We start from the raw sequence: 18,538 nt of genomic DNA on the forward strand, positions 1-18,538 counted from the left end.
CGACAAGCTGAGGGGACTCTGTCACTTCGCGGACTCTTCCTTGATTGGTTTCCACTTGCATTCCACGGGTGGCCCGTGGGGTCCGGTCGATCGCCGGAACAGCGGGAGGCGACTACAGGAGCCTCTCATTATTGCGCGAGCGGGAGAGGGTGTCGTGGAGGTTGTGGACCGTGTCGCGGTCCCAGTCGCGTTCCCACCCGGCCTGGTGGAGCGCCGCGTTGAGCAGTCCGGCCGTGAATCCCCAGACCAGGTATCCGTCGACGGTGAAGGCGGGACCGCGCCAGTTCTTCCAGCCGACGGTGAGTCTGTTCTCCGGTTCGATGAGCTGCATGAGGGGTACGTCGAACACCTCGTCCGCCTCATCCGGACTGACGACCCCGACGGGGGTGCGGGTGTGCCAGTGGGCGACGATGGGGTGGACCGGGTATCCGGAGGCACGGATGTGGACGTCCTCGAGCTGGGCGAGCGGGGTGGTGCTCGTCCGGTCGAGCCCGGTTTCCTCCCAGGCTTCGCGGAGGGCGCAGTCGACGGCGTTGATGTCACCGGGGTCGACCCGGCCACCGGGGAAAGCGATCTGTCCGGAGTGGGAACGCATCGTCGGAGACCGGTGGGTCAGGAGTATCGCGGCGTCGTTGGGGAGTTCAGCCGAGGTCTCGGCACCGGAGAAGAGCATCAGGACCGCGGCACGACGATTGTGGTCCCCTCCGGAACGCGAGGATTCGGGAAGTCGGCGGTGCAGTTCTCCGGAGGTGACGCCGTCAACGAGCCGACGCATCCAGACGGGAGCGGCGTGCGGCATCAGTTCGATGTTCGTCCCGGGCCGGTCCGGCCCGCAGGGCGTCCGACGATGCGGGGTCCCCTCGTCCGGTCGTCCGGCGTCATCCCGTTCGTTCATGACAGTGCCCCTTCCACGGCCTCGTCGATTTCCTCGACACTGGTGAACGTCCGGGGGAATGTGCCACGCATCTCCCCCGCCGCGTCAGTGACGACGGTCACCGGTACGACACCGGGCAACCCGAGGGTGCCCGCGAAGGTTCCGTGGGGGTCGGTGTAGCTGGGTAGTTCGATCCCCCATTCCTCCAGTTTGTCGATGCCCGCCGCTTCGGCGGTGTCCGCGTGGACGGCGACGACGGTGTAGTCGGGGTGTTGTCCGGCGAAGGTCTCGAACAGCGGCATCTCCTCCCGGCAGGGTGCGCACCACCAGGCCCACACCACGGCGATCGTGGGACGATCCTCCGTCGGGGCGGGGGCGGTGTCACCGAGGCAGTCGAGTTCGACTCCTGCGACGGTGGGGCCGGGACAGGACGGTCGCCCGTCGAGCGCACCCGGATCGACGGGCCGTTGCGTCGGGGTTCCCCGCGCCCCCTGCGTCTCCGGGGCACGCGGGGTGTCTGTGGGGGTGGGGCCGTTGACGGTGCGGAGCATGGCCGGCACCGCGAGGATGACGAGGGCGGTGAGGACGATCGCGGCCACGATCCCCCATCCCGTACGGCGGCTCATACGTCGACCCCGGCGAGGTCCAGCAGATGCTCCCGGTCGTCGCTGGTGATCAGGCGGGCGGCGGATGCGGGTTCCGTCGGGCCGGCCGCACCGAAGGACGGGCAGTCCGCGGCGAGGAAGCACGCCCCGCAGGCGGGTTTCCGGGAGTGGCAGACACGACGGCCGTGCCAGATCATGCGGTGCGAGAACATCGTCCATTCGCGTCGTTCGATGAGTTCGGCGAGGTCGCGTTCCACCTTGACCGGGTCCTCGTTCGTCGTCATCCCCATTCTGCGGGCCAGACGACCGAGGTGGGTGTCGACGGTGATTCCGGGAACGTCGAAGGCGTCACCGAGCACCACGTTCGCGGTCTTCCGTCCCACCCCGGGGAGCTTCACGAGATCCTCGAGTGTGTCGGGGACGTCACCGTCGTACTCGTCGACCAGAGCCTGCCCCAGGCCGATGAGACTACGGGTCTTGGCGCGGAAGAACCCGGTGGGGCGGATGATCTCCTCGATCTTTTCCGGATCGGCGTGGGCGTAGTCCGCGGCCGTCGGGAAAGCGGCGAACAGATCCGGGGTGACCTGGTTGACGCGGACGTCGGTGGTCTGTGCACTGAGCACGGTGGCGACGAGGAGCTCAAGCGGGGACGAGAAGTCGAGGTCACAGCGGGCGTCAGGGTAGCCGACGGCGAGTGTGCGGTTGATTCTCCGGGCGCGCCGCTTCCGGGCGAGATCCGTCTCCCGTCCGGACGCGGCCGGATGCGCGCCGACCCTGGGACGGGCTCGACTGGTGAGGGTGACGGACGGTGCAGACATGGCCCCCACTCTAGTCGGCGCCGACGGGATGCCGGAACGCCCGTCACCGTCGGGTTTCCACCGGAGTCACGGATTGTGCGCCACGAAACACCGAAGGGGGCTAGACTTTAGAACCATGACCGTCGTTGCCGCCCTCTTCGTACCGGTGATTCTCGCAGTGTTCGCCATGCAGATGGAGAGATTCGAGACATACTGCACCCGATGCACCACTCACGCCCCTGCCGCAGACCCCGCGGCGTAGTTCCGGTGCCGTGCCGGAAATGGTGTCGTACACCACCGTCGACACCCGCTTGACGGTAAGTGACACCGCTTTTCCGCATCTCCGCTGCACAGTGACATGAATGTCATCAACACATGAACACACATAAATCACCCCCGAAGAGACCCCGCAAAACCCAGAACGGTCACAATGAGAGTGCGTTCGTGACGCATAACATAGTAGAATGTTGGGGAACAACGTTATTTCTTGACCGCACAAGTTTTTCCGTCACAAGATGCCCCACCGGGGCGGAGTAAGTGAGCTGGAGAATCTGCGGACCAGCCTGTCCCCCACATGCGGACCTGCTTCATCTGATTAGGAGAAACGAGTGGAAGCCGTACAGGAGATTCTGTCCCGCGCAGGTATCTTTCAGGGCGTCGATCCCGTCGCCGTCAACAACCTCATCCAGGAGCTCGAGACCGTGCGCTACCCGCGCGGCACCACGATCTTCGACGAGGGCGAGCCCGGTGACCGGCTCTACATCATCACCGCCGGCAAGGTGAAACTCGCCCGGCACGCCGCGGACGGACGCGAGAACCTCCTCACCGTCATGGGACCATCGGACATGTTCGGTGAACTCTCCATCTTCGACCCCGGCCCCCGCACGTCATCGGCGGTGTGCGTCACCGAGGTCCAGGCGGCGACGATGAACTCCGACATGCTCCACAAGTGGATCAGCAACCACCCCGAGATCTCCGAACAGCTGCTCCGCGTCCTCGCCCGCCGCCTGCGCCGCACCAACGCCTCCCTGGCCGACCTCATCTTCACCGACGTCCCCGGCCGTGTCGCCAAGACTCTGCTGCAGCTCGCCAACCGGTTCGGCACCCAGGAGGGCGGCGCACTGCGCGTCAACCACGACCTCACCCAGGAGGAGATCGCCCAACTCGTCGGCGCCTCCCGCGAAACCGTGAACAAAGCCCTGGCGACGTTCGCCCACCGTGGCTGGATCCGCCTCGAAGGCAAGAGCGTCCTGATCTGCGACACCGAACACCTCGCCAAGCGCGCACGCTGACGCCCCCCACCCCAAAAAAACCCGCCCCGCACCAGCCGTGGGCGGTTTTTTTCATGTCCTCGACCGTGCGGGAAAACCACACACCAGCGCCCGGACACCCCGCTCAGAATGGAGGGCCCGGAACCGGTCGAACAGTCCCGGAGCCACCCCCGAACACCCCGCACTTTGGTGCTATTTTCCTTTATTTTTATGCAAAACTCGGGCCATATCGTGGTCTTTTACTGGGACCATAGTAATTGATGGGTAATTTTCTTTCCTGAATTATTAGGTTAGCTGTTTTACTTCCCGTGAAAGGCGGTGTCGCCCGTTCTCCGCACCTCTGTACCGCTTCCGGTGGTCCGGTAACAGGCTGCATCCATCATTTTCCAGGAAGAGGACAATTGACGTGTTCCAGAACAGACCAGGGAGAACGCTGCTAGCCGCCATTGTCTCGGCCAGCCTTCTCGTGACCTTCGCGCAACCTGCGGGCGCCATCCCCACCGTCGATGACCCCACACCGCACATCTCCGTCACGCAGAACATCGAGACGGTCCGGGGCGAGGGACCCGCCCCGGAGATGAAGGCGGTCCCGGTGGCCGATGTCCCACTGCCCCCGGCACTCGCCGGTCTACCGCTCCCTCCGGGGTTCTCACCCCAGCAGTTCGCCATCCTGGGTGGGGCACTCGCCATACTCGCAGCTCTCGGCACCGTACTCTTCGGGCTGTTCTCCGGCGGAGGCTCCTCCGGAAAGACGAAGAACGACCCGACGGAGACAAGCTCTCCCCCGGAGACCTCGACGACGCCGACGACGACAACGACCGAGCCGACCAGCACCACGTCCCCGGATGAGACGGAGACGAGTACCAGCGAAACCTCCACCACCACGGAGCCCACGTCGGATCCCTCCCCGGAACCCACGACCCCGGCACCGGAGCCCGGGAACCTCCCGACACAGACCGAGGAGGTTCAACCCAGTCCGGACGAGGCGATCGAACAGGTCGAGGTCAACCCGATGGCCCGCGGCGCCGATGAAGCCGAGGCCATGGCGATCCTCGCCACCGACGACGGTGAGGTCACCGTCGAGGGAACCCATGTCATCCCGGACAGCGTCGTCGCCGAATCAGAACTCGTCCCCGGTACGGTCCTCTCCATCCCTCCGTCACCGGGCGCACCGACCGGTGCCATCGTGAAGATCGAGTCAGTCACCGATGATCCCTCGAACCCGGATGCTGAGATCGTCGTCACGAGCGAGGGAACGTTGAGCGACATCGTCAAGGAGACCCCGGGATCCGTCACCATCGAAGGCACCTTCGCCGAGGCCGCCCTCATCCCCGCGGAAGGCGTCACCCCACTGCCCGTGGAGGAACGGGCCTTCAACAAGACCTTCGACGGCCCGTCCCTGCCGTTCACAGCGGACCTCAAGCCCTACGCCCCCGGAATGGACAAAGCGAAACTGTCCGGAAACCTGAAGTCACGTGCCTTCCTCACCCTGGACGCCGGGGCGTTCAAGGGTGTCCGGGAGTTCTCCATGACCGCCGAGGTGTCCATGGACGCACGGCTCGACCTGGAGAAGCACGTCGCCTACGACAAGGACTTCGACTTCCCCCTCATCGTTCCCCGCGCCTACCCCGTCACCTTCACGGTGGGGGCCATCCCGATCCACGGAACCGTGACCCCGAAGGCGAACTTCCAGGCCTCCATCCATGCGACGGGTGACTTCAACTACCACCCGAGCTTCACCACCGGCATGCAGACCGGCGTCCGCTACCAGAACAACAACTTCGGCCCCGTGGATCACCGGTGGTTCACCCCGTCCGGTGTCGACGACATCTCCATCAGGGGCAAGGCGACCATCACCGCCGGCATCATCGCGGGCGTGGACATTTCCCTGTACCAGACGGTCTCCACCAGCGGCGACGCCACCATCGAGGCCATTCTCACCGTCACCCTGAACAACACCGACCTGCGGTGTGACCTGGTGGCCAACTTCCGCCCGAGTCTCTCCCTGCACGCCCAGGTCCCGTTGACGAACCTGAAGTGGGAGCGGCGGATCGCCGGTTTCAGCGCGGTGCTCTGGGCCAATGACCGCAATCTGTGCAGCTTCTCCACCGACCCGGGCGACGGTTCCGGTGACGGCACCGGAGACGGACCGGGAGACGGTTCAGATCCGGGATCCGATCCAGGCGACGGCACCGGGGACACCCCCGGCTACGACAGGAACAACGTCATCCCCGATGAAGCGCTGCGCGTGTTCATCAACAGAGAACTGGGCAAAGAGGACCTGACCTCTCCGGTGACCCAGGACGAGCTGGACGGGGCACTGATCCGGTCACTGCACATTACCAACGAGATACATATGCCTGACGGGAGCTACAGATACTACGAGACACTCGAGGGGATCCAGTACATCAGGAGTCTCGAGGAACTCGAGATTGGCTATTATGGTTTCGACTTCAACGCGCATATTCCCGATCTGTCTGTCCTCCCGCACCTCTCCAAACTCGTGATCTACGGTGCGTCCCAGCACGATTTCGACGAGGCTGCTGGAACCTTCCCGGCACTCGCATCCGTGGAACTGTGGAGCGGTAACTGGAGGACTCTCCCCTCGGCGATGTTCGAGCACCCGGCAGAGGCCACCTACACCCCATCGCTGCGCAGCATCAAGATCTACAATCTGCCCTACCTCGCAGCCCTTCCGGAGAGCCTGGGGCAGCAGACCACGATGAACAGCATCACCATATCCGAGACCGCGATCTCCACCCTCCCGGACAGTATCGGGAACATCACATCACTCCAGAACCTGAGTCTCTCCGAAAACCCAAATCTCCGCTCTCTCCCGGACGATATCGGCAACTCACCCTCACTCAACAGTCTGAGAGTCACCCAGTCCCCGGCGCTCACCTCACTCCCGGAGAGCCTGTTTGACGTGGTACCCCTCCGCTCGGTTGAAATCAGGAATACAGGCCTGTCGACGCTCCCCGACAACCTGGGAAATGCGGAGTTCCTCAACTCACTCAATGTGTCAGACAACCGCCTGAAAACCCTCCCCGATTCCATCGGAAACCTGCACACCTTGAGTACCCTGGACGTTTCCGGGAATACGCTCAGCGCACTACCCGAATCGGTGACCACACTGTATTCCCTCTCGACGCTGTACGCGGGCGGGAACCGCCTCGAGTCCCTTCCCGACAACTGGGAGAACATGGGGACCCTGTCCAGTCTCAGTCTCTCCGACAATCTCCTGCGGGACAACATCCCGGAATCCTTCGGCGAGATGCCCAGTCTCGAATATCTGTATCTGTCCGGCAACGGCATCACTCAGATGCCGGAGTTCCTGAAACACAGACTCCACCCGACCGGGTACCGGGCCAACGTCCACCTGGAACGAAACCCGATCACGACGGTCCCGGAATTCGTTCTCACCTCCCATGCCGACATCTATCTCTACGGGACGGGAATCCGCCCGGATGACCCGGTTGTCCTGAAGGCAGGTGAAGACGGCAACGACGTGGGATTCAGCTTCTCCCGCTAGTAGGAGTCCAGTTCGCTCCATCCCCGCCGACACGACCGAAAGCCCCGCCCCCATTCCGCATCGCGCGGGAAGGGGGCGGGGCTTTTCACTGCCACCAGGGTTTACCCTGACGGTGTACCGGCGGGAACGACCCGGAGACGCTCCTACTCGCCGTTGTTCTCCAGGTAGCGGAGGGTGACGCGGGTAGACTGCTCGGCCGCGCCGCGGAGCACGGGGTCGACGTCGGTGTAGATCTCGTCGACCAGGGTCTTCAGGGGGATGTCCTTGCCGAGGCGGGCGCGGACCTCGCGGACCTGCGCGAGGCGCTGCTCACGGCGGTCGATGTACTTGCGGGCCATCTGCGCGGTGTCGGGAAGGTCGGGGCCGTGGGCGGGCAGCAGGTGGATGCCGTCGCCCTCCTTCTCCAGCATGTGGAGGGTGTCCAGGTAGAGCCCCAGGTCACCGTCGGTCTCGGAGATCATGGTGGTGTGCCGACCGGCGATCGTGTCACCGGTGAAGATGCCCTCCAGTGTCGATTCATGGGGCACGCCGCTCCAGATGAAGAAGCAGGCGGAATCCGAGGTGTGCCCCGGGGTGTGTCGGACCTCGATCTGCGGGGTCACCCCCTCGAGGGAGATGACCTCCCGGTCCTCCAGCGGTTCCCCCTCGCGGCAGTAGGTTTTGTCGAAGGCTCGGACGGGTGCGCCGGTGAGCTGGCGGAACCGGCCGGTGGAGTCGGCGTGGTCGTGGTGCCGGTGGGTGATCAGGATCAGTGCGACCTCACTGGCCTTGCTGTTGAGGACGTTGAGATGGCCCTCATCCTCCGGCCCCGGGTCGATGACGATGCTCCGTGGATCGCCCTCCGCACGGATGACCCAGGAGTTTGTTCCCTCCAGTGAGGCGTAGGACGGGTTCGGACTGAGGACAACTGCAGCTGACGGCGTTACCGGACGCAGCTGGCTGTAGGCGGGGTGCTCCATGCCCACCAGCTTAACCGCCAACGGCGTCCGTGCACGGTGTTACTCCTTGATTTCCACCACAATCTCCACCTCGACGGGCGAGCCGAGGGGCAGTTCATAGACGCCGACGGCGGAGCGGGCGTGTCGTCCGGCGTCCCCGAAGATCTCGGCGAGGGTGTCGGAGGCGCCGTTGAGGACGGCGGCCTGGGCGTTGAATCCCTCCGCCGAGGCGACGAATCCGGTCACCTTGAGGACACGGGAGACGTTGTCGATGCCGACGAGGGAGTCGACGGCGGCGAGTGCGTTGAGGGCGCAGGTGCGCGCCAGGTGGGCCGCGTCGTCGACGGTGACGTCCGCACCGACCTTGCCGGTCGCGGCGAGGGCACCATCGACGATCGGGAGCTGACCGGAGGTCCACACCTGATCACCGACCCGGATGGCCGGTTGGTAGGAGCCTGCGGGCGCGGCGACGGTCGGCAGGGTGATCCCGAGTTCGTTGAGACGTTGCGTGATTCCCATGTCAGGCCTTCGGGCGCTTCATGTAGGCGACGACGTTCTCGGGGTTCGGGCCCGGCACGACGGTGACGAGCTCCCAGCCGTCCTCGCCCCAGGTGTCGAGGATCTGCTTGGTGGCGTGTGTGAGCAGTGGAACGGTTGCGTATTCCCAGGCGGTGTTAGTCATGCCTGACACCTTATGCGAGTCTCGGCGGGCCGGCAGCCGTGAGCGCCGTGGACGGTCCTGTTCCCGACAGGCTCCGGGGGCGGCGCCAGCTAGATGCCGACCAGTTCACCGCCTGCGGCGAGATACTCCGCCCAGTTTCTGATGTGCGGGTTCTTGCGGAGCAGTGCCCTGCGCTGCCGCTCGGTCAGTCCTCCCCAGACACCGAACTCGACACGGTTGTCGAGGGCGTCGGCGCGACATTCCGTGAGTACGGGGCAGCGGCGGCAGATCGCGGCGGCCTTGCGCTGTGCGGCGCCTCGGACGAACAGGGCGTCGGGGTCACCTTCCCGGCACTTCGCCCGGGTGACCCATTCACCGCGCCCCGGGGGCGTGGCGGTGGCGGAGGAGGCGCGTGAACTGCGGGCGAAGTAGGGGTTCGTGCGTGGGTCCTGGATGAGTGATGTGGTCATCGCTGATCTCTCCTACTGCATGCCTTCATTGACGCATGTAAGTGTATTCACACCGGACATCACATGTCGAATGCGTCACACCGGTGGGTGGGGTGAGCGTTTCCGGGGTACGGGATTGTTACGTAGGGTAAAGGGGTGTCTCTCGTGAAATCCCTGTCCAAGACCGCAGGCGCCGTCGTCGCCGTCGGAGTTCTCGGTGCGGCTGTCGTCGCACCGGTGGCCGGAATATCCGGGATGGCCGTCGCCCGGACGCAGGAGGCGATGTCCTCGAACCTCGCCGACCTCACCAATGGTGAGGCGCCCGGGGTGACAACGATCCTGGATTCCCACGGCACTCCGATGGCCTGGCTGTACAGGCAGCGCAGATTCGAGGTCGGCGGGGATCAGATCTCCCCGGCGATGAAGCAGGCGATCGTCAGTGTCGAGGACCGCCGTTTCTACGAGCATGACGGCGTGGACTGGCAGGGAACCATCCGGGCGATGGCGACCAACATCTTCTCGGGGTCCGTTCAACAGGGTGCGTCCACGCTCGACCAGCAGTACGTGAAGAACTACCTCCTGCTCGTCGACGCCGAGGATGAGGCGGAACAGGCCGCGGCCACCGAGACCAGTTACGCCCGTAAACTCCGCGAGATGAGGATGGCCTCCGATCTGGAGCAGCTGCTGACCAAGGACGAGATCCTCACCAGGTACCTCAACATCGTCCCCTTCGGTAACGGGGCCTACGGTGTCGAGGCTGCGGCGCAGACCTATTTCGGTGTCCCCGCCGTCGAACTGGATGTGGCGCAGTCGGCGATGCTCGCCGGTATCGTCCAGTCGTCGTCGGTGCTCAATCCGTACACCAACGAGGCGGGTGTCACCCAACGCAGGAACACGGTGATCGACACCATGGTCGCCACGGGATCGATCACGCCCGAGGAGGGGGCGGCGATCAAGCAGCAGCCCCTCGGGGTGCTGCCCGCCCCCAATGAACTGCCCCGGGGCTGCATCGCCGCCGGCAACCGTGGTTTCTTCTGTGACCATGTCCTGCGCTACCTGGAGGACAAGGGCATCGGCCTGGACGAGCTGGAGACCGGCGCCTACACGGTCGAGACGACCCTGGATCCCGTCATCCAGGATGTCACACACGATGCGGTGACCAGCCAGGTTGACCCCATGGCGCCGGGAGTCGCCGAGGTCATGGACGTCGTCGAACCCGGTGAGGACGATCACCCCATCCGTGCCATGGTCTCCTCCCGCAACTACGGACTCAACCTCGAGGCCGGCGAGACCGTGCTCCCGCAGACCTCGACGAGGGTCGGCAACGGCGCCGGATCCGTCTTCAAGATCTTCACTGCCGCGGCAGCCCTCGAGAAGGGCATGGGCGTGGACACGATGCTCGACGTCCCCACCCGCTACGAGGCACGGAACCTCGGCACCGGCGGCGCGGAGAACTGCCCGCCCGACACCTACTGTGTCGAGAATGCCGGTGTCTTCAAACCGAAGATGACGCTCAAGGATGCTCTCGCGCACTCCCCCAACACGACGTTCGTCAAACTCATCGAGACGGTCGGTGTCAGCCCGACCGTGGACATGGCCGTGAAACTGGGGCTGCGGGGCTACGCGGAACCGGGCAGCTTCGACGGTGAGTCCTCCATCGCGGACTACATGAAGGACAACAATCTCGGATCCTTCACACTCGGACCGACGGCGGTCAACCCGCTGGAACTCGCGAATGTCGCCGCCACGGTCGCCTCCGGTGGTGTCTGGTGCGAACCGAACCCGATCGTGCGGGTCACGGACCGCCACGGCCGGGACGTCACCCCGGATCGCCCCGACTGCGAACGGGTCCTCGATGCGGGGGTCGCGCACGCCCTCGAGGACGGCCTGTCACAGGACGTGGTGTCCGGTACCGCCGCCGATGCGGCACGCGCCGCAGGCTGGTCCGCGCCGACCGCCGCCAAGACGGGAACGACGGAATCCCACCAGTCAGCGGCGTTCATGGGATTCAACAGTGGCTTCGCCGCCGCCCCGTACATCTACAATGACGGCACCACGGTGTCCCCGCTGTGCACGGGGCCACTTCGCCAGTGCCCCGCAGGCAACCTCTACGGCGGTATGGAGGCCGCCCGTACCTGGTTCAACGCCGCGAACCGGATTCCCGCCGCCACCGGTGGCCGACTCGGCCCCGTCGACGCCCGCTTCAGGCAGGGAACGGCCGTCGCGGACCTGCCGAAGGTGTCCGGGATGAGCGAGGACGACGCACGGAGGAAGATCACCGCCGAGGGTTACACCGTGCGCACCCAGTACGTTCCGGGAAACGGGATGCCGCTCGGCCGGGCCGTCAATGTGGTTCCGGTGCAGGAGCCGCTCCTGGAGGGCGGCGAGGTCATCCTGCAGCTGTCCGACGGCTCCCGTCCCGTCCAGGTCCCGCCGGTCCCCGCACAACCCCCGGCCGGGGAACAGCACACCCGGAGGGACGCGCCCGATCCGGGGGAGACCCTGGAGAACCTGCAGAACACCCTCAACGGCATTCTGCGGGAGAACGGGTTCTGATCCGACCTGCCGTCAGGGACGCTGGAGGCGCTCCCTGACGGCGGTGGAGATCCGTTTCCCGTCGGCACGCCCCGCCACCGCAGCCTGGGCGGCCTTCATGACCTGCCCCATCTGCTTCATCGTCACGGCTCCGCCGGTCTCCTCCGCGACCTCCGCGACCGCTGAATCGACGACCGCGGCGAGATCCGCGTCATCGAGCTGCGCCGGCTGGTAGCGGGCCAGGATGTCCGCCTCGGTGTCCTCGGCGTCGGCGAGTTCCGTGCGACCCGCGTCCCGGTAGATACCGGCGGACTCCCGGCGTTTCTTGATCTCCCGCGCGATCAACCGGAGAACGTCATCGTCCCCGACCTCGTGTTTGGCGCCGGAGACCGCCTCGGTCTGGATCGCGGCGAGAAGACTGCGCAGTGTGCGCTTGGTGTCTTCGTCACGGGCCTTCATGGCTGCGGTGAGATCCGCACGGACAGCGTCAGTCAACGTACTCATACGGTCCACGATACGCTGGACAGGTGCAACCGAACACGAACCGCATCCTCCGATCCACCCTCTCCGCAACCGGTGCCGCCGCACTGGGCGGGGCCGCCCTCGCGGCATGGGGAAACCGTGAGCTGGAGAACTTCCGGCTCCACGAGGTCACCGTCCCGCTGCTGCCCCCCGGGACACTCCGCGGCGACAGCACCGATTTCCGGATCCTGCACATCAGCGATCTGCACATGCTGCCGGGGCAGGACACGAAGCGTGAGTGGGTCAGCTCCCTCATCGACACGGACCCCGATCTCGTCGTCAACACCGGGGACAATCTCGGGGACGCGAAGACGGTCCCCGATGTTCTCCGTGCCCTCGGCCCCCTGCTGAGCCGCCCGGGCCTGTTCGTCTTCGGCAGCAACGACTACTGGGCTCCCCGTCCGGTGAACCCCCTCGGCTATCTGGCACGACGGAAACGGCCGGTCAGCGATGTGGAGTTGCCGTGGCGGGACATGCGGGCCGCTTTCGTCGAACACGGCTGGCGGGACGCCACCCACGCCCGGTGCGAGTTCAAGGCCGGGCATGTCCGTATCGCCGCGGCCGGGGTCGATGACCCGCACCACGATCTCGACGACTACGACACCATCGCAGGCCCGCCGCACCGGGACTGTGATCTCGCGCTGGCGCTCTCACACGCACCGGAGCCGGCCGTCCTGCGCCGATTCGCCGATGACGGTTATCAGCTGGCCCTGTGCGGACACACGCACGGAGGTCAGATCTGCCTTCCCGGCGGGCGCGCGATCGTGACGAACTGCGGCATCAACGCGCGGAGGGCGAAGGGCCTCAGTCACCTCGGCCCGATGCACCTCCACGTCTCCGAGGGACTGGGCACGTCACGCTACGCTCCAGTACGCCTGTTCTGCCCCCCGGCCGCAACACTCCTGCGGATCACCGAACACGCCTGATTTCGCCACCGGTACAGGGGCCACCAGCTGGGGTTTTGCCCGGTACGATCCCGTAGGCTAAAGTATTCCGGGTAGCGGACAGAGTCCGCACACCGGGATATGGCGCAGCTTGGTAGCGTGCCTCGTTCGGGACGAGGAGGTCGCAGGTTCAAATCCTGTTATCCCGACCACCACGTGAGGGCGGCGAACTTTTCATCAGTTCGCCGCCCTCAGGTTTTTCTTTGTTACGGAGCCTCCGGAGAGCGTGACGGAAGGTCGTGGGCGGAGGTCTGACCGGGGTCCGGCCCCACGGTCACCGTATCCCCGGGACCACCCGCGACCGTACCGGACGACCGTTCCACCGCCGGGGCGAAACGGCCCGTGACCGCCCCCAGGAGAACCAACGCCCCGAGAACGGCGACCGCGACCCACAGGACGGGGCCGCTCCCACCGGAGTCGAGTTCGGTCAGTGCGGCGACCGGGTAACCCACGGGGGTCAGTGCGGTGGCGAGCCGCCAGGATGCGGTCACCGTTTCCCCGGATGCGATGGCGGAGAAGACGTGGCCGACTATCCCCACCTGGGCGATCAGGCCCAGCACCAGTGCGATACGCCCGACGGTCCCGCCGAGCAGACCGATCACCGCGCGACCCGACACCGCGGCGGCGACAGCGGCCAACGTGACCACGAGGATGGACCCGGTGAGCGCGACGGCCCCCGTCGGCCGGGCGACGGTGGCGACGAAAACCGCACCGACGGCCGCGATCCCGATGACCGGGAGAATCTGGGCAGGCCCGGGACGGCGGCCCCCACCGTCGGACCGTGCCGGGGAAGCAACCACGATCAACCACAGGGATGTGGCCGCCAACCAGACGAGGAGTGCCGCGAAGAAGGCGTTCATCCCGCCGCTACCGGGAACCACGTTCGTCTCCGGCGTCGAACGTGATTCCTCCGCCCCGGCGGCCCCGGGGGTTTCCCTGGCGGGCAGACCGGACCGGAACGCATCGACCTTGTTCTCGTTGGCTTCCGCCATGGCGTGGATGCGTGCGGCACCGTCGCGCAGTTCACCGACCCCCTCCCGGAGGGTCCTGGTCCCCTCATCCAGTTCACGGAGTCCCCCGGTCAGCGACCGGGATCCCGTGACGGCACTGTAGACACCGTCATGGAACGGCTGTCCGGGTTTGCTCAGCTGGTCGGCGACCTGACGGGAACCGTCGCGGAGTTCATTGAGCTGGCCGAGCATCCCGGGGTCGAGGCGGAAGTTGACCACCTCGACCCGCAGTTTGACCAGTTCCATGCGTAGTTGCGCCGCGTCCGGATGATCTGACGTCGCGAGGGTGGCGTCCACCTCATCGAGGACACCGAGAAGATCATCACGGGCACCGGGCATGGCCTCGATCTGCTCCACCGCACGGGCCACACCATCGGCGACCTGCGTAGCCCCATCACCGAGCTGCCCGGTCCCCGCCTGGAGACGGATCAGTCCGTCGGTGAGCCGCTGCGAGCCATCGGCCGCTTCCGTGACCCCCTCGGAGAGTCTCCGACTCCCGTCGTCGAGTTTCTCGACGCCGTCGTTCAGCTCACCGGTGCCCGCGACGAGGAAACCCGCCTGCGTGTCAGCCTCCCCTGCGGCACGCCGTGCCGCGACAAGGTTGTTTCCGTTCGGTACGGTCTGCGCGACGTCCGTTCCGGTCGCGGGTTCCCCGGCGCTCCGCGCGGTGAACGTGACCGTGAGATCGGTGTCCGTGACGACCGTGTAGACCGCGCCCGCGACCACGGGCAGGAACAGCAGCAGGGCCAGCAGGACACGGGTGACGGTTGCTCCGGTTCGGCTCATACCGTGAAATCTAGCGGTAATACCGGGAAAGGTGATGAGCCACACCGAACACGTTCCGTGGGAGAGGTGAACGGATCAGGCCGTGTGCGCGGCCGGAACGGAAGGCTCACATCATTCACCCGGGCGCACCATCCGACGCTGTACACAATGGCTGACTGGTATCGTCTACAAGGGTATGTCTGACTCCAGCTCGACTCGAATCTACCCACGGTACCCCTCAGAAAACTCAAGGAACGCAGGTGTGATGCCCAAGTGACGCTGTTCATCGTCCTCGCGTTGGCGGCGCTCGCCCTCGGGCTCGCCCCCTTCGCGGTCCGCATGTTCGACCGCCGCGCCGGCTGGCCGCTGGCCGCGATCTTCCTCATCGCCGCCGGGCTCCTGGCGCGCCACATCCCCCGACTGGTGGACGGGGAGGTGATCACGTACCGGCACGTCTGGGCCCGGGATTTCCTGGCCCCGGGACATGACGCGGACTTCGCGCTACGGGGTGACCCGTTGAGCGTCTTCTTCGCGCTCCTCGCCCTCGTCATCGGCGCCATCGTCTTCATCTATTCAGCGTCCTACCTGCACGACAAACAGTCCAACGGCAGTTTCTACGTCATCATGTCGGCGTTCATGCTCGCGGTCCTGCTGCTGGTTCTCTCCGATGACGTCGTCCTGATGTTCATCGCGTGGGAGCTGGTCTCCATCGGATCCTTCCTGCTCATCGCACGCGCGGGATCAGCGGGTGAGGCGGGTTCCGTCCGTACCCTGATCCTCACCTTCACCGGCGGCCTGACGCTGCTCGCCGCACTGACGATCGCCGCGACACAGGCCGGGACGACGGATCTGTCGGCGATCCTGGCGTCCGGTTTCTGGACCGAGAACCCACGCCTCGGCACTGCGGTGGGTGTGCTGATCGCCGTCTCGGCGTTCACGAAGTCCGCGCAGTTCCCCTTCCACTTCTGGCTTCCCGAGGCGATGGCCGCCGCGACGCCGGTGTCCGCGTTCCTGCACGCCGCGGCGGTGGTCAAGGCCGGTATCTACCTGCTGCTGCGCTTCTCCACAGTGATGCACGACAACCACGTGTGGAACCTCCTGCTCATCACCGTCGGCATGTTCACCGCCGTGATGGCCTCCCTGTTCGCGATCCAGAAGACCGATCTGAAGCGCCTCACGGCGTACTCGACGGTGTCCCACCTGGGCTGGATCGTGGCCACCATCGGCATCGGCACGCCCTTCGCACTCGCAGCCGCGGTGCTGCACACCCTGACACACGCCCTGTTCAAGTCCTCTCTGTTCATGCTCATCGGGGTGGTGGACCACGAGGCTGGTTCCCGTGACGTGCGACGTCTCGGCCCGCTCTGGAACCGGATGCCGTTCACCTTCACCGGTGTCCTCGTCGGTTCCCTGTCCATGGCGGCCGTTCCACCGCTGATGGGCTTCATCTCCAAGGAGAGCATGCTGGAGGCCTTCACCGAGGCACCCCTGGACACCGCCGGTGTGTGGCTGCTGCTCGGTGCCGCAGGCGTGGGCGCCGTGTTCACGTTCACCTACTCGGCCCGACTGGTGCTCGGCGCTTTCGTCGACGGTCCACGCGACATGTCCGATGTCCACGAGGCCCCGGTCCAGCTGTGGCTGCCCGCCGCGCTGCCGGGACTGGTGTCACTGCCCCTGGCGTTCGTCGCGGCCTCCCTCGATGAACCGCTCGACGCGGTCGTCGGTTCGGTGACCACCACTCCGCACGTCCACCTGGGACTCTGGCACGGTGTGACCGTTCCGCTGGGCATCTCGGTTGCGGTGCTGATCGTCGGTGTCCTCGGTGTCCTCGCCCGGAAACGGCTTCTGCCCGCTTTCGACGGTCGCTCCCTGCTTCCGTTCACCGGCAACATCGTGCTTCGCCGTTTCGTGGAGCTGTGCGGTCGTTGGGGACGGACGGCCGGCCGGATGGCGGACTCCTACTCCCCCGCACGCCACCTGCTGTACCCGCTGCTGGTGCTTCTCGCCTTCGCCGCTGCGGTGCTGATCATGCCGGGTGTGGACGGGGTCACCCCGGCTCCCCGCGTCGAGGGCATCGACAATCCGATCGACCTGGTCCCGCTGCTCATCATCGTCGTGTCCGTCCTCGGCCTCGCACGGGCGCGCACGCGACTCTCGGGCGCGATCCTGCTCGGCACCACCGGTGTGGGTGTCACCCTGCAGATTCTCGCGCTCGGGGCACCGGATGTCGCGCTGACCCAGTTCCTCGTCGAGACACTCGTCGTCGTCATCGTCATGATGGTCATCCGACAGCAGCCGGAGGAGTTCCACGGGACCTCGGGACGACGCCGCACCTCGGCGGCCGTCCTCGGCATCGCCACGGGAGCCGCGGCTTTCGCCGCGGTCATGGGCCTGCTGGGGCGTCACGAGCGTTCGGACATCGCCCTGTACTACCTCAACAACGGTCCCGAGATCACCGGCGGCGACAACATCGTCAACACGATCCTCGTCGAGTTCCGTGCCTTCGACACCCTGGGCGAACTCGCCGTTCTCGGCATGGCCGGCGTCGTCATCGCCGCGGTCGTCGGGTCCGTACCGAGGCATCCGTTCCAACGGGGCACCCGCCCACTGTTCCTCCCCGCGTCGATCCGCAACGCACTCCCCCTGGAGCAGTTGCAGAGGTACCTTCTGCCGGTCCTCGGGATCCTGTCCTTCCTCATCTTCATGCGCGGGCACAACTCCCCCGGCGGCGGATTCATCGCCGCACTGGTCGCCGGCGGGGCGATCATGGTCGTCTACCTCGCGTTCGGCACCGACAAACCCGTCGTCCGCCCGAACACCCCGTTCCTGCTCACCGGTATCGGTGTGCTGACCGCCGTCGGGTCCGGGTTCCTCGGGTTCTTCGGGGGCTCCTTCCTCTACCCGCTGCACGGACACATAGGCCCGGAGCACGTCAGCACGTCGATGATCTTCGACGTCGGGGTGTTCCTCGCGGTGCTCGGCATGCTCACCCTCGCGATCAACGCACTCGGCGGGTACCTGCGGCCCGGTGCGGACAAGAAACTGCTGCCGTTCCACCGCGGTGGTGAGCATCCGCTGCCCACCACGCCCGACGTGCAGCCGGATCCACGGACCGACGATCCACGGCAGCCGGAAACCGCGGCCACCGTATCCGCGACAGACCACGCCCCCCACCATGACCCGGCCACCACCGGCGGACAGAAGGGAGAGAAGCAGTGATTCTCGCACTGACCATCGCGTTCCTGCTCGGCGGCGGCGTGTATCTCATCATGCAGCGGGGCATGGTGCGCATCGTCTTCGGCATGGGTCTGGTGAGCCACGCCGCGAACCTCATCATCCTCGCCACCGGCATCGGTGCCTGGCGCGGAGAACCCTTCGGAGGCCGTACACCTCTCGACGAGGCCGCCGACCCACTGCCGCAGGCGTTCGTTCTGACCGCCATCGTCATCACCATGGCGACCACGGCGTTCATGCTGGCACTCGCGGCACTGGGCCGCTCCGACGACACCCGCTCCGCCGAGGACCCCGACGAGGAGTCCCCACTGGAGACCCGTGGACGGACCGCCGCGCCGGTACGTCCCGGTTCACACCGCGCCGCCCGCGTCGCCGACCGGCTGGCAAAGGAGGAGAAGTAG

At 66.0% G+C, this 18,538-nt stretch carries 15 protein-coding genes and 1 tRNA gene; 7 read left to right on the forward strand and 9 right to left on the reverse strand.

The window, feature by feature from the left end:
- Nucleotides 1-112: 112 nt before the first annotated feature.
- The 3 genes from JIM94_RS02100 to nth all read right to left on the reverse strand — a co-directional run bounded on the left by JIM94_RS02100 (nucleotide 113) and on the right by nth (nucleotide 2,297).
- On the reverse strand, nucleotides 113-799 hold the full coding sequence (locus JIM94_RS02100) for an NUDIX hydrolase (RefSeq protein ID WP_234039301.1): 687 nt from the start codon (nucleotides 797-799) through the stop codon (nucleotides 113-115).
- Between the two features lie 92 nt (nucleotides 800-891).
- Nucleotides 892-1,500: a TlpA family protein disulfide reductase gene (locus tag JIM94_RS02105; protein ID WP_200252416.1), complete on the reverse strand. Its 609-nt coding sequence runs from the start codon at nucleotides 1,498-1,500 to the stop codon at nucleotides 892-894.
- Nucleotides 1,497-2,297: an endonuclease III gene (gene nth, locus JIM94_RS02110; RefSeq protein WP_200252418.1), complete on the reverse strand. Its 801-nt coding sequence runs from the start codon at nucleotides 2,295-2,297 to the stop codon at nucleotides 1,497-1,499. The genes JIM94_RS02105 and nth overlap by 4 nt, the downstream gene beginning before the upstream one ends.
- 587 nt (nucleotides 2,298-2,884) lie before the next feature.
- On the opposite strand from nth, the gene glxR reads away from it, so the two are divergent.
- Nucleotides 2,885-3,568 (forward strand): CRP-like cAMP-activated global transcriptional regulator GlxR, encoded by a 684-nt coding sequence (gene glxR, locus JIM94_RS02115; protein WP_200252420.1) that lies wholly within the window; start codon nucleotides 2,885-2,887, stop codon nucleotides 3,566-3,568.
- A 385-nt stretch (nucleotides 3,569-3,953) separates the two neighbouring features.
- A complete protein-coding gene (locus tag JIM94_RS11380; RefSeq protein WP_248702977.1) occupies nucleotides 3,954-7,079 on the forward strand; it encodes a leucine-rich repeat domain-containing protein in 3,126 nt (1,041 codons plus the stop codon).
- A gap of 143 nt (nucleotides 7,080-7,222) precedes the next feature.
- Here the strand turns inward: JIM94_RS11380 and JIM94_RS02125 are convergent, their stop codons facing one another.
- From JIM94_RS02125 to JIM94_RS02140, 4 genes are all read right to left on the reverse strand, one after another.
- Entirely contained in the window at nucleotides 7,223-8,038 is an 816-nt protein-coding gene (locus tag JIM94_RS02125) for an MBL fold metallo-hydrolase (protein ID WP_200252424.1), read from the reverse strand.
- A 39-nt stretch (nucleotides 8,039-8,077) separates the two neighbouring features.
- Nucleotides 8,078-8,536, reverse strand: coding sequence for a RidA family protein (locus JIM94_RS02130; RefSeq protein WP_200252426.1), 459 nt, complete (start codon nucleotides 8,534-8,536; stop codon nucleotides 8,078-8,080).
- Between the two features lies 1 nt (nucleotide 8,537).
- Nucleotides 8,538-8,699, reverse strand: a complete 162-nt coding sequence (locus tag JIM94_RS02135; RefSeq protein ID WP_200252428.1) for a Sp36 family protein — start codon at nucleotides 8,697-8,699, stop codon at nucleotides 8,538-8,540.
- Between the two features lie 89 nt (nucleotides 8,700-8,788).
- A complete protein-coding gene (locus JIM94_RS02140; protein WP_200252430.1) occupies nucleotides 8,789-9,148 on the reverse strand; it encodes a WhiB family transcriptional regulator in 360 nt (119 codons plus the stop codon).
- Nucleotides 9,149-9,283: 135 nt separating this feature from the next.
- Between JIM94_RS02140 and JIM94_RS02145 the strand changes: the two genes are divergently transcribed.
- Nucleotides 9,284-11,683, forward strand: a complete 2,400-nt coding sequence (locus JIM94_RS02145; RefSeq protein WP_200252432.1) for a transglycosylase domain-containing protein — start codon at nucleotides 9,284-9,286, stop codon at nucleotides 11,681-11,683.
- A 12-nt stretch (nucleotides 11,684-11,695) separates the two neighbouring features.
- Here the strand turns inward: JIM94_RS02145 and JIM94_RS02150 are convergent, their stop codons facing one another.
- Entirely contained in the window at nucleotides 11,696-12,166 is a 471-nt protein-coding gene (locus JIM94_RS02150; protein WP_200252434.1) for a GatB/YqeY domain-containing protein, read from the reverse strand.
- 23 nt (nucleotides 12,167-12,189) lie between these two features.
- On the opposite strand from JIM94_RS02150, the gene JIM94_RS02155 reads away from it, so the two are divergent.
- Both JIM94_RS02155 and JIM94_RS02160 read left to right on the forward strand, forming a co-directional pair.
- On the forward strand, nucleotides 12,190-13,110 hold the full coding sequence (locus JIM94_RS02155; protein WP_418904436.1) for a metallophosphoesterase: 921 nt from the start codon (nucleotides 12,190-12,192) through the stop codon (nucleotides 13,108-13,110).
- A gap of 93 nt (nucleotides 13,111-13,203) precedes the next feature.
- Nucleotides 13,204-13,280 (forward strand) — tRNA-Pro (locus JIM94_RS02160).
- A gap of 54 nt (nucleotides 13,281-13,334) precedes the next feature.
- Here the strand turns inward: JIM94_RS02160 and JIM94_RS02165 are convergent.
- Nucleotides 13,335-14,924, reverse strand: coding sequence for a YhgE/Pip domain-containing protein (locus JIM94_RS02165; protein ID WP_200252436.1), 1,590 nt, complete (start codon nucleotides 14,922-14,924; stop codon nucleotides 13,335-13,337).
- 252 nt (nucleotides 14,925-15,176) lie between these two features.
- Between JIM94_RS02165 and JIM94_RS02170 the strand changes: the two genes are divergently transcribed.
- Both JIM94_RS02170 and JIM94_RS02175 read left to right on the forward strand, forming a co-directional pair.
- Nucleotides 15,177-18,122, forward strand: a complete 2,946-nt coding sequence (locus JIM94_RS02170; RefSeq protein WP_200252438.1) for a DUF4040 family protein — start codon at nucleotides 15,177-15,179, stop codon at nucleotides 18,120-18,122.
- Nucleotides 18,119-18,538: a cation:proton antiporter subunit C gene (locus JIM94_RS02175; RefSeq protein WP_198738915.1), complete on the forward strand. Its 420-nt coding sequence runs from the start codon at nucleotides 18,119-18,121 to the stop codon at nucleotides 18,536-18,538. Before JIM94_RS02170 ends, JIM94_RS02175 begins: the two co-directional genes overlap by 4 nt.

The sequence above is a fragment of the Corynebacterium pygosceleis genome, assembly GCF_016595275.2.
Taxonomy (GTDB): domain Bacteria; phylum Actinomycetota; class Actinomycetes; order Mycobacteriales; family Mycobacteriaceae; genus Corynebacterium; species Corynebacterium pygosceleis.

Bases quoted from the DNA above. Each gene is read 5' to 3' on its own strand.
- JIM94_RS02130 (WP_200252426.1), bottom strand. From the start codon at position 8,536: ATGGGAATCACGCAACGTCTCAACGAACTCGGGATCACCCTGCCGACC.
- JIM94_RS02105 (WP_200252416.1), bottom strand. From the start codon at position 1,500: ATGAGCCGCCGTACGGGATGGGGGATCGTGGCCGCGATCGTCCTCACC.
- JIM94_RS02140 (WP_200252430.1), bottom strand. From the start codon at position 9,148: ATGACCACATCACTCATCCAGGACCCACGCACGAACCCCTACTTCGCC.
- JIM94_RS02165 (WP_200252436.1), bottom strand. From the start codon at position 14,924: ATGAGCCGAACCGGAGCAACCGTCACCCGTGTCCTGCTGGCCCTGCTG.
- JIM94_RS02125 (WP_200252424.1), bottom strand. From the start codon at position 8,038: ATGGAGCACCCCGCCTACAGCCAGCTGCGTCCGGTAACGCCGTCAGCT.
- JIM94_RS02150 (WP_200252434.1), bottom strand. From the start codon at position 12,166: ATGAGTACGTTGACTGACGCTGTCCGTGCGGATCTCACCGCAGCCATG.
- JIM94_RS02135 (WP_200252428.1), bottom strand. From the start codon at position 8,699: ATGACTAACACCGCCTGGGAATACGCAACCGTTCCACTGCTCACACAC.
- nth (WP_200252418.1), bottom strand. From the start codon at position 2,297: ATGTCTGCACCGTCCGTCACCCTCACCAGTCGAGCCCGTCCCAGGGTC.
- JIM94_RS02100 (WP_234039301.1), bottom strand. From the start codon at position 799: ATGCCGCACGCCGCTCCCGTCTGGATGCGTCGGCTCGTTGACGGCGTC.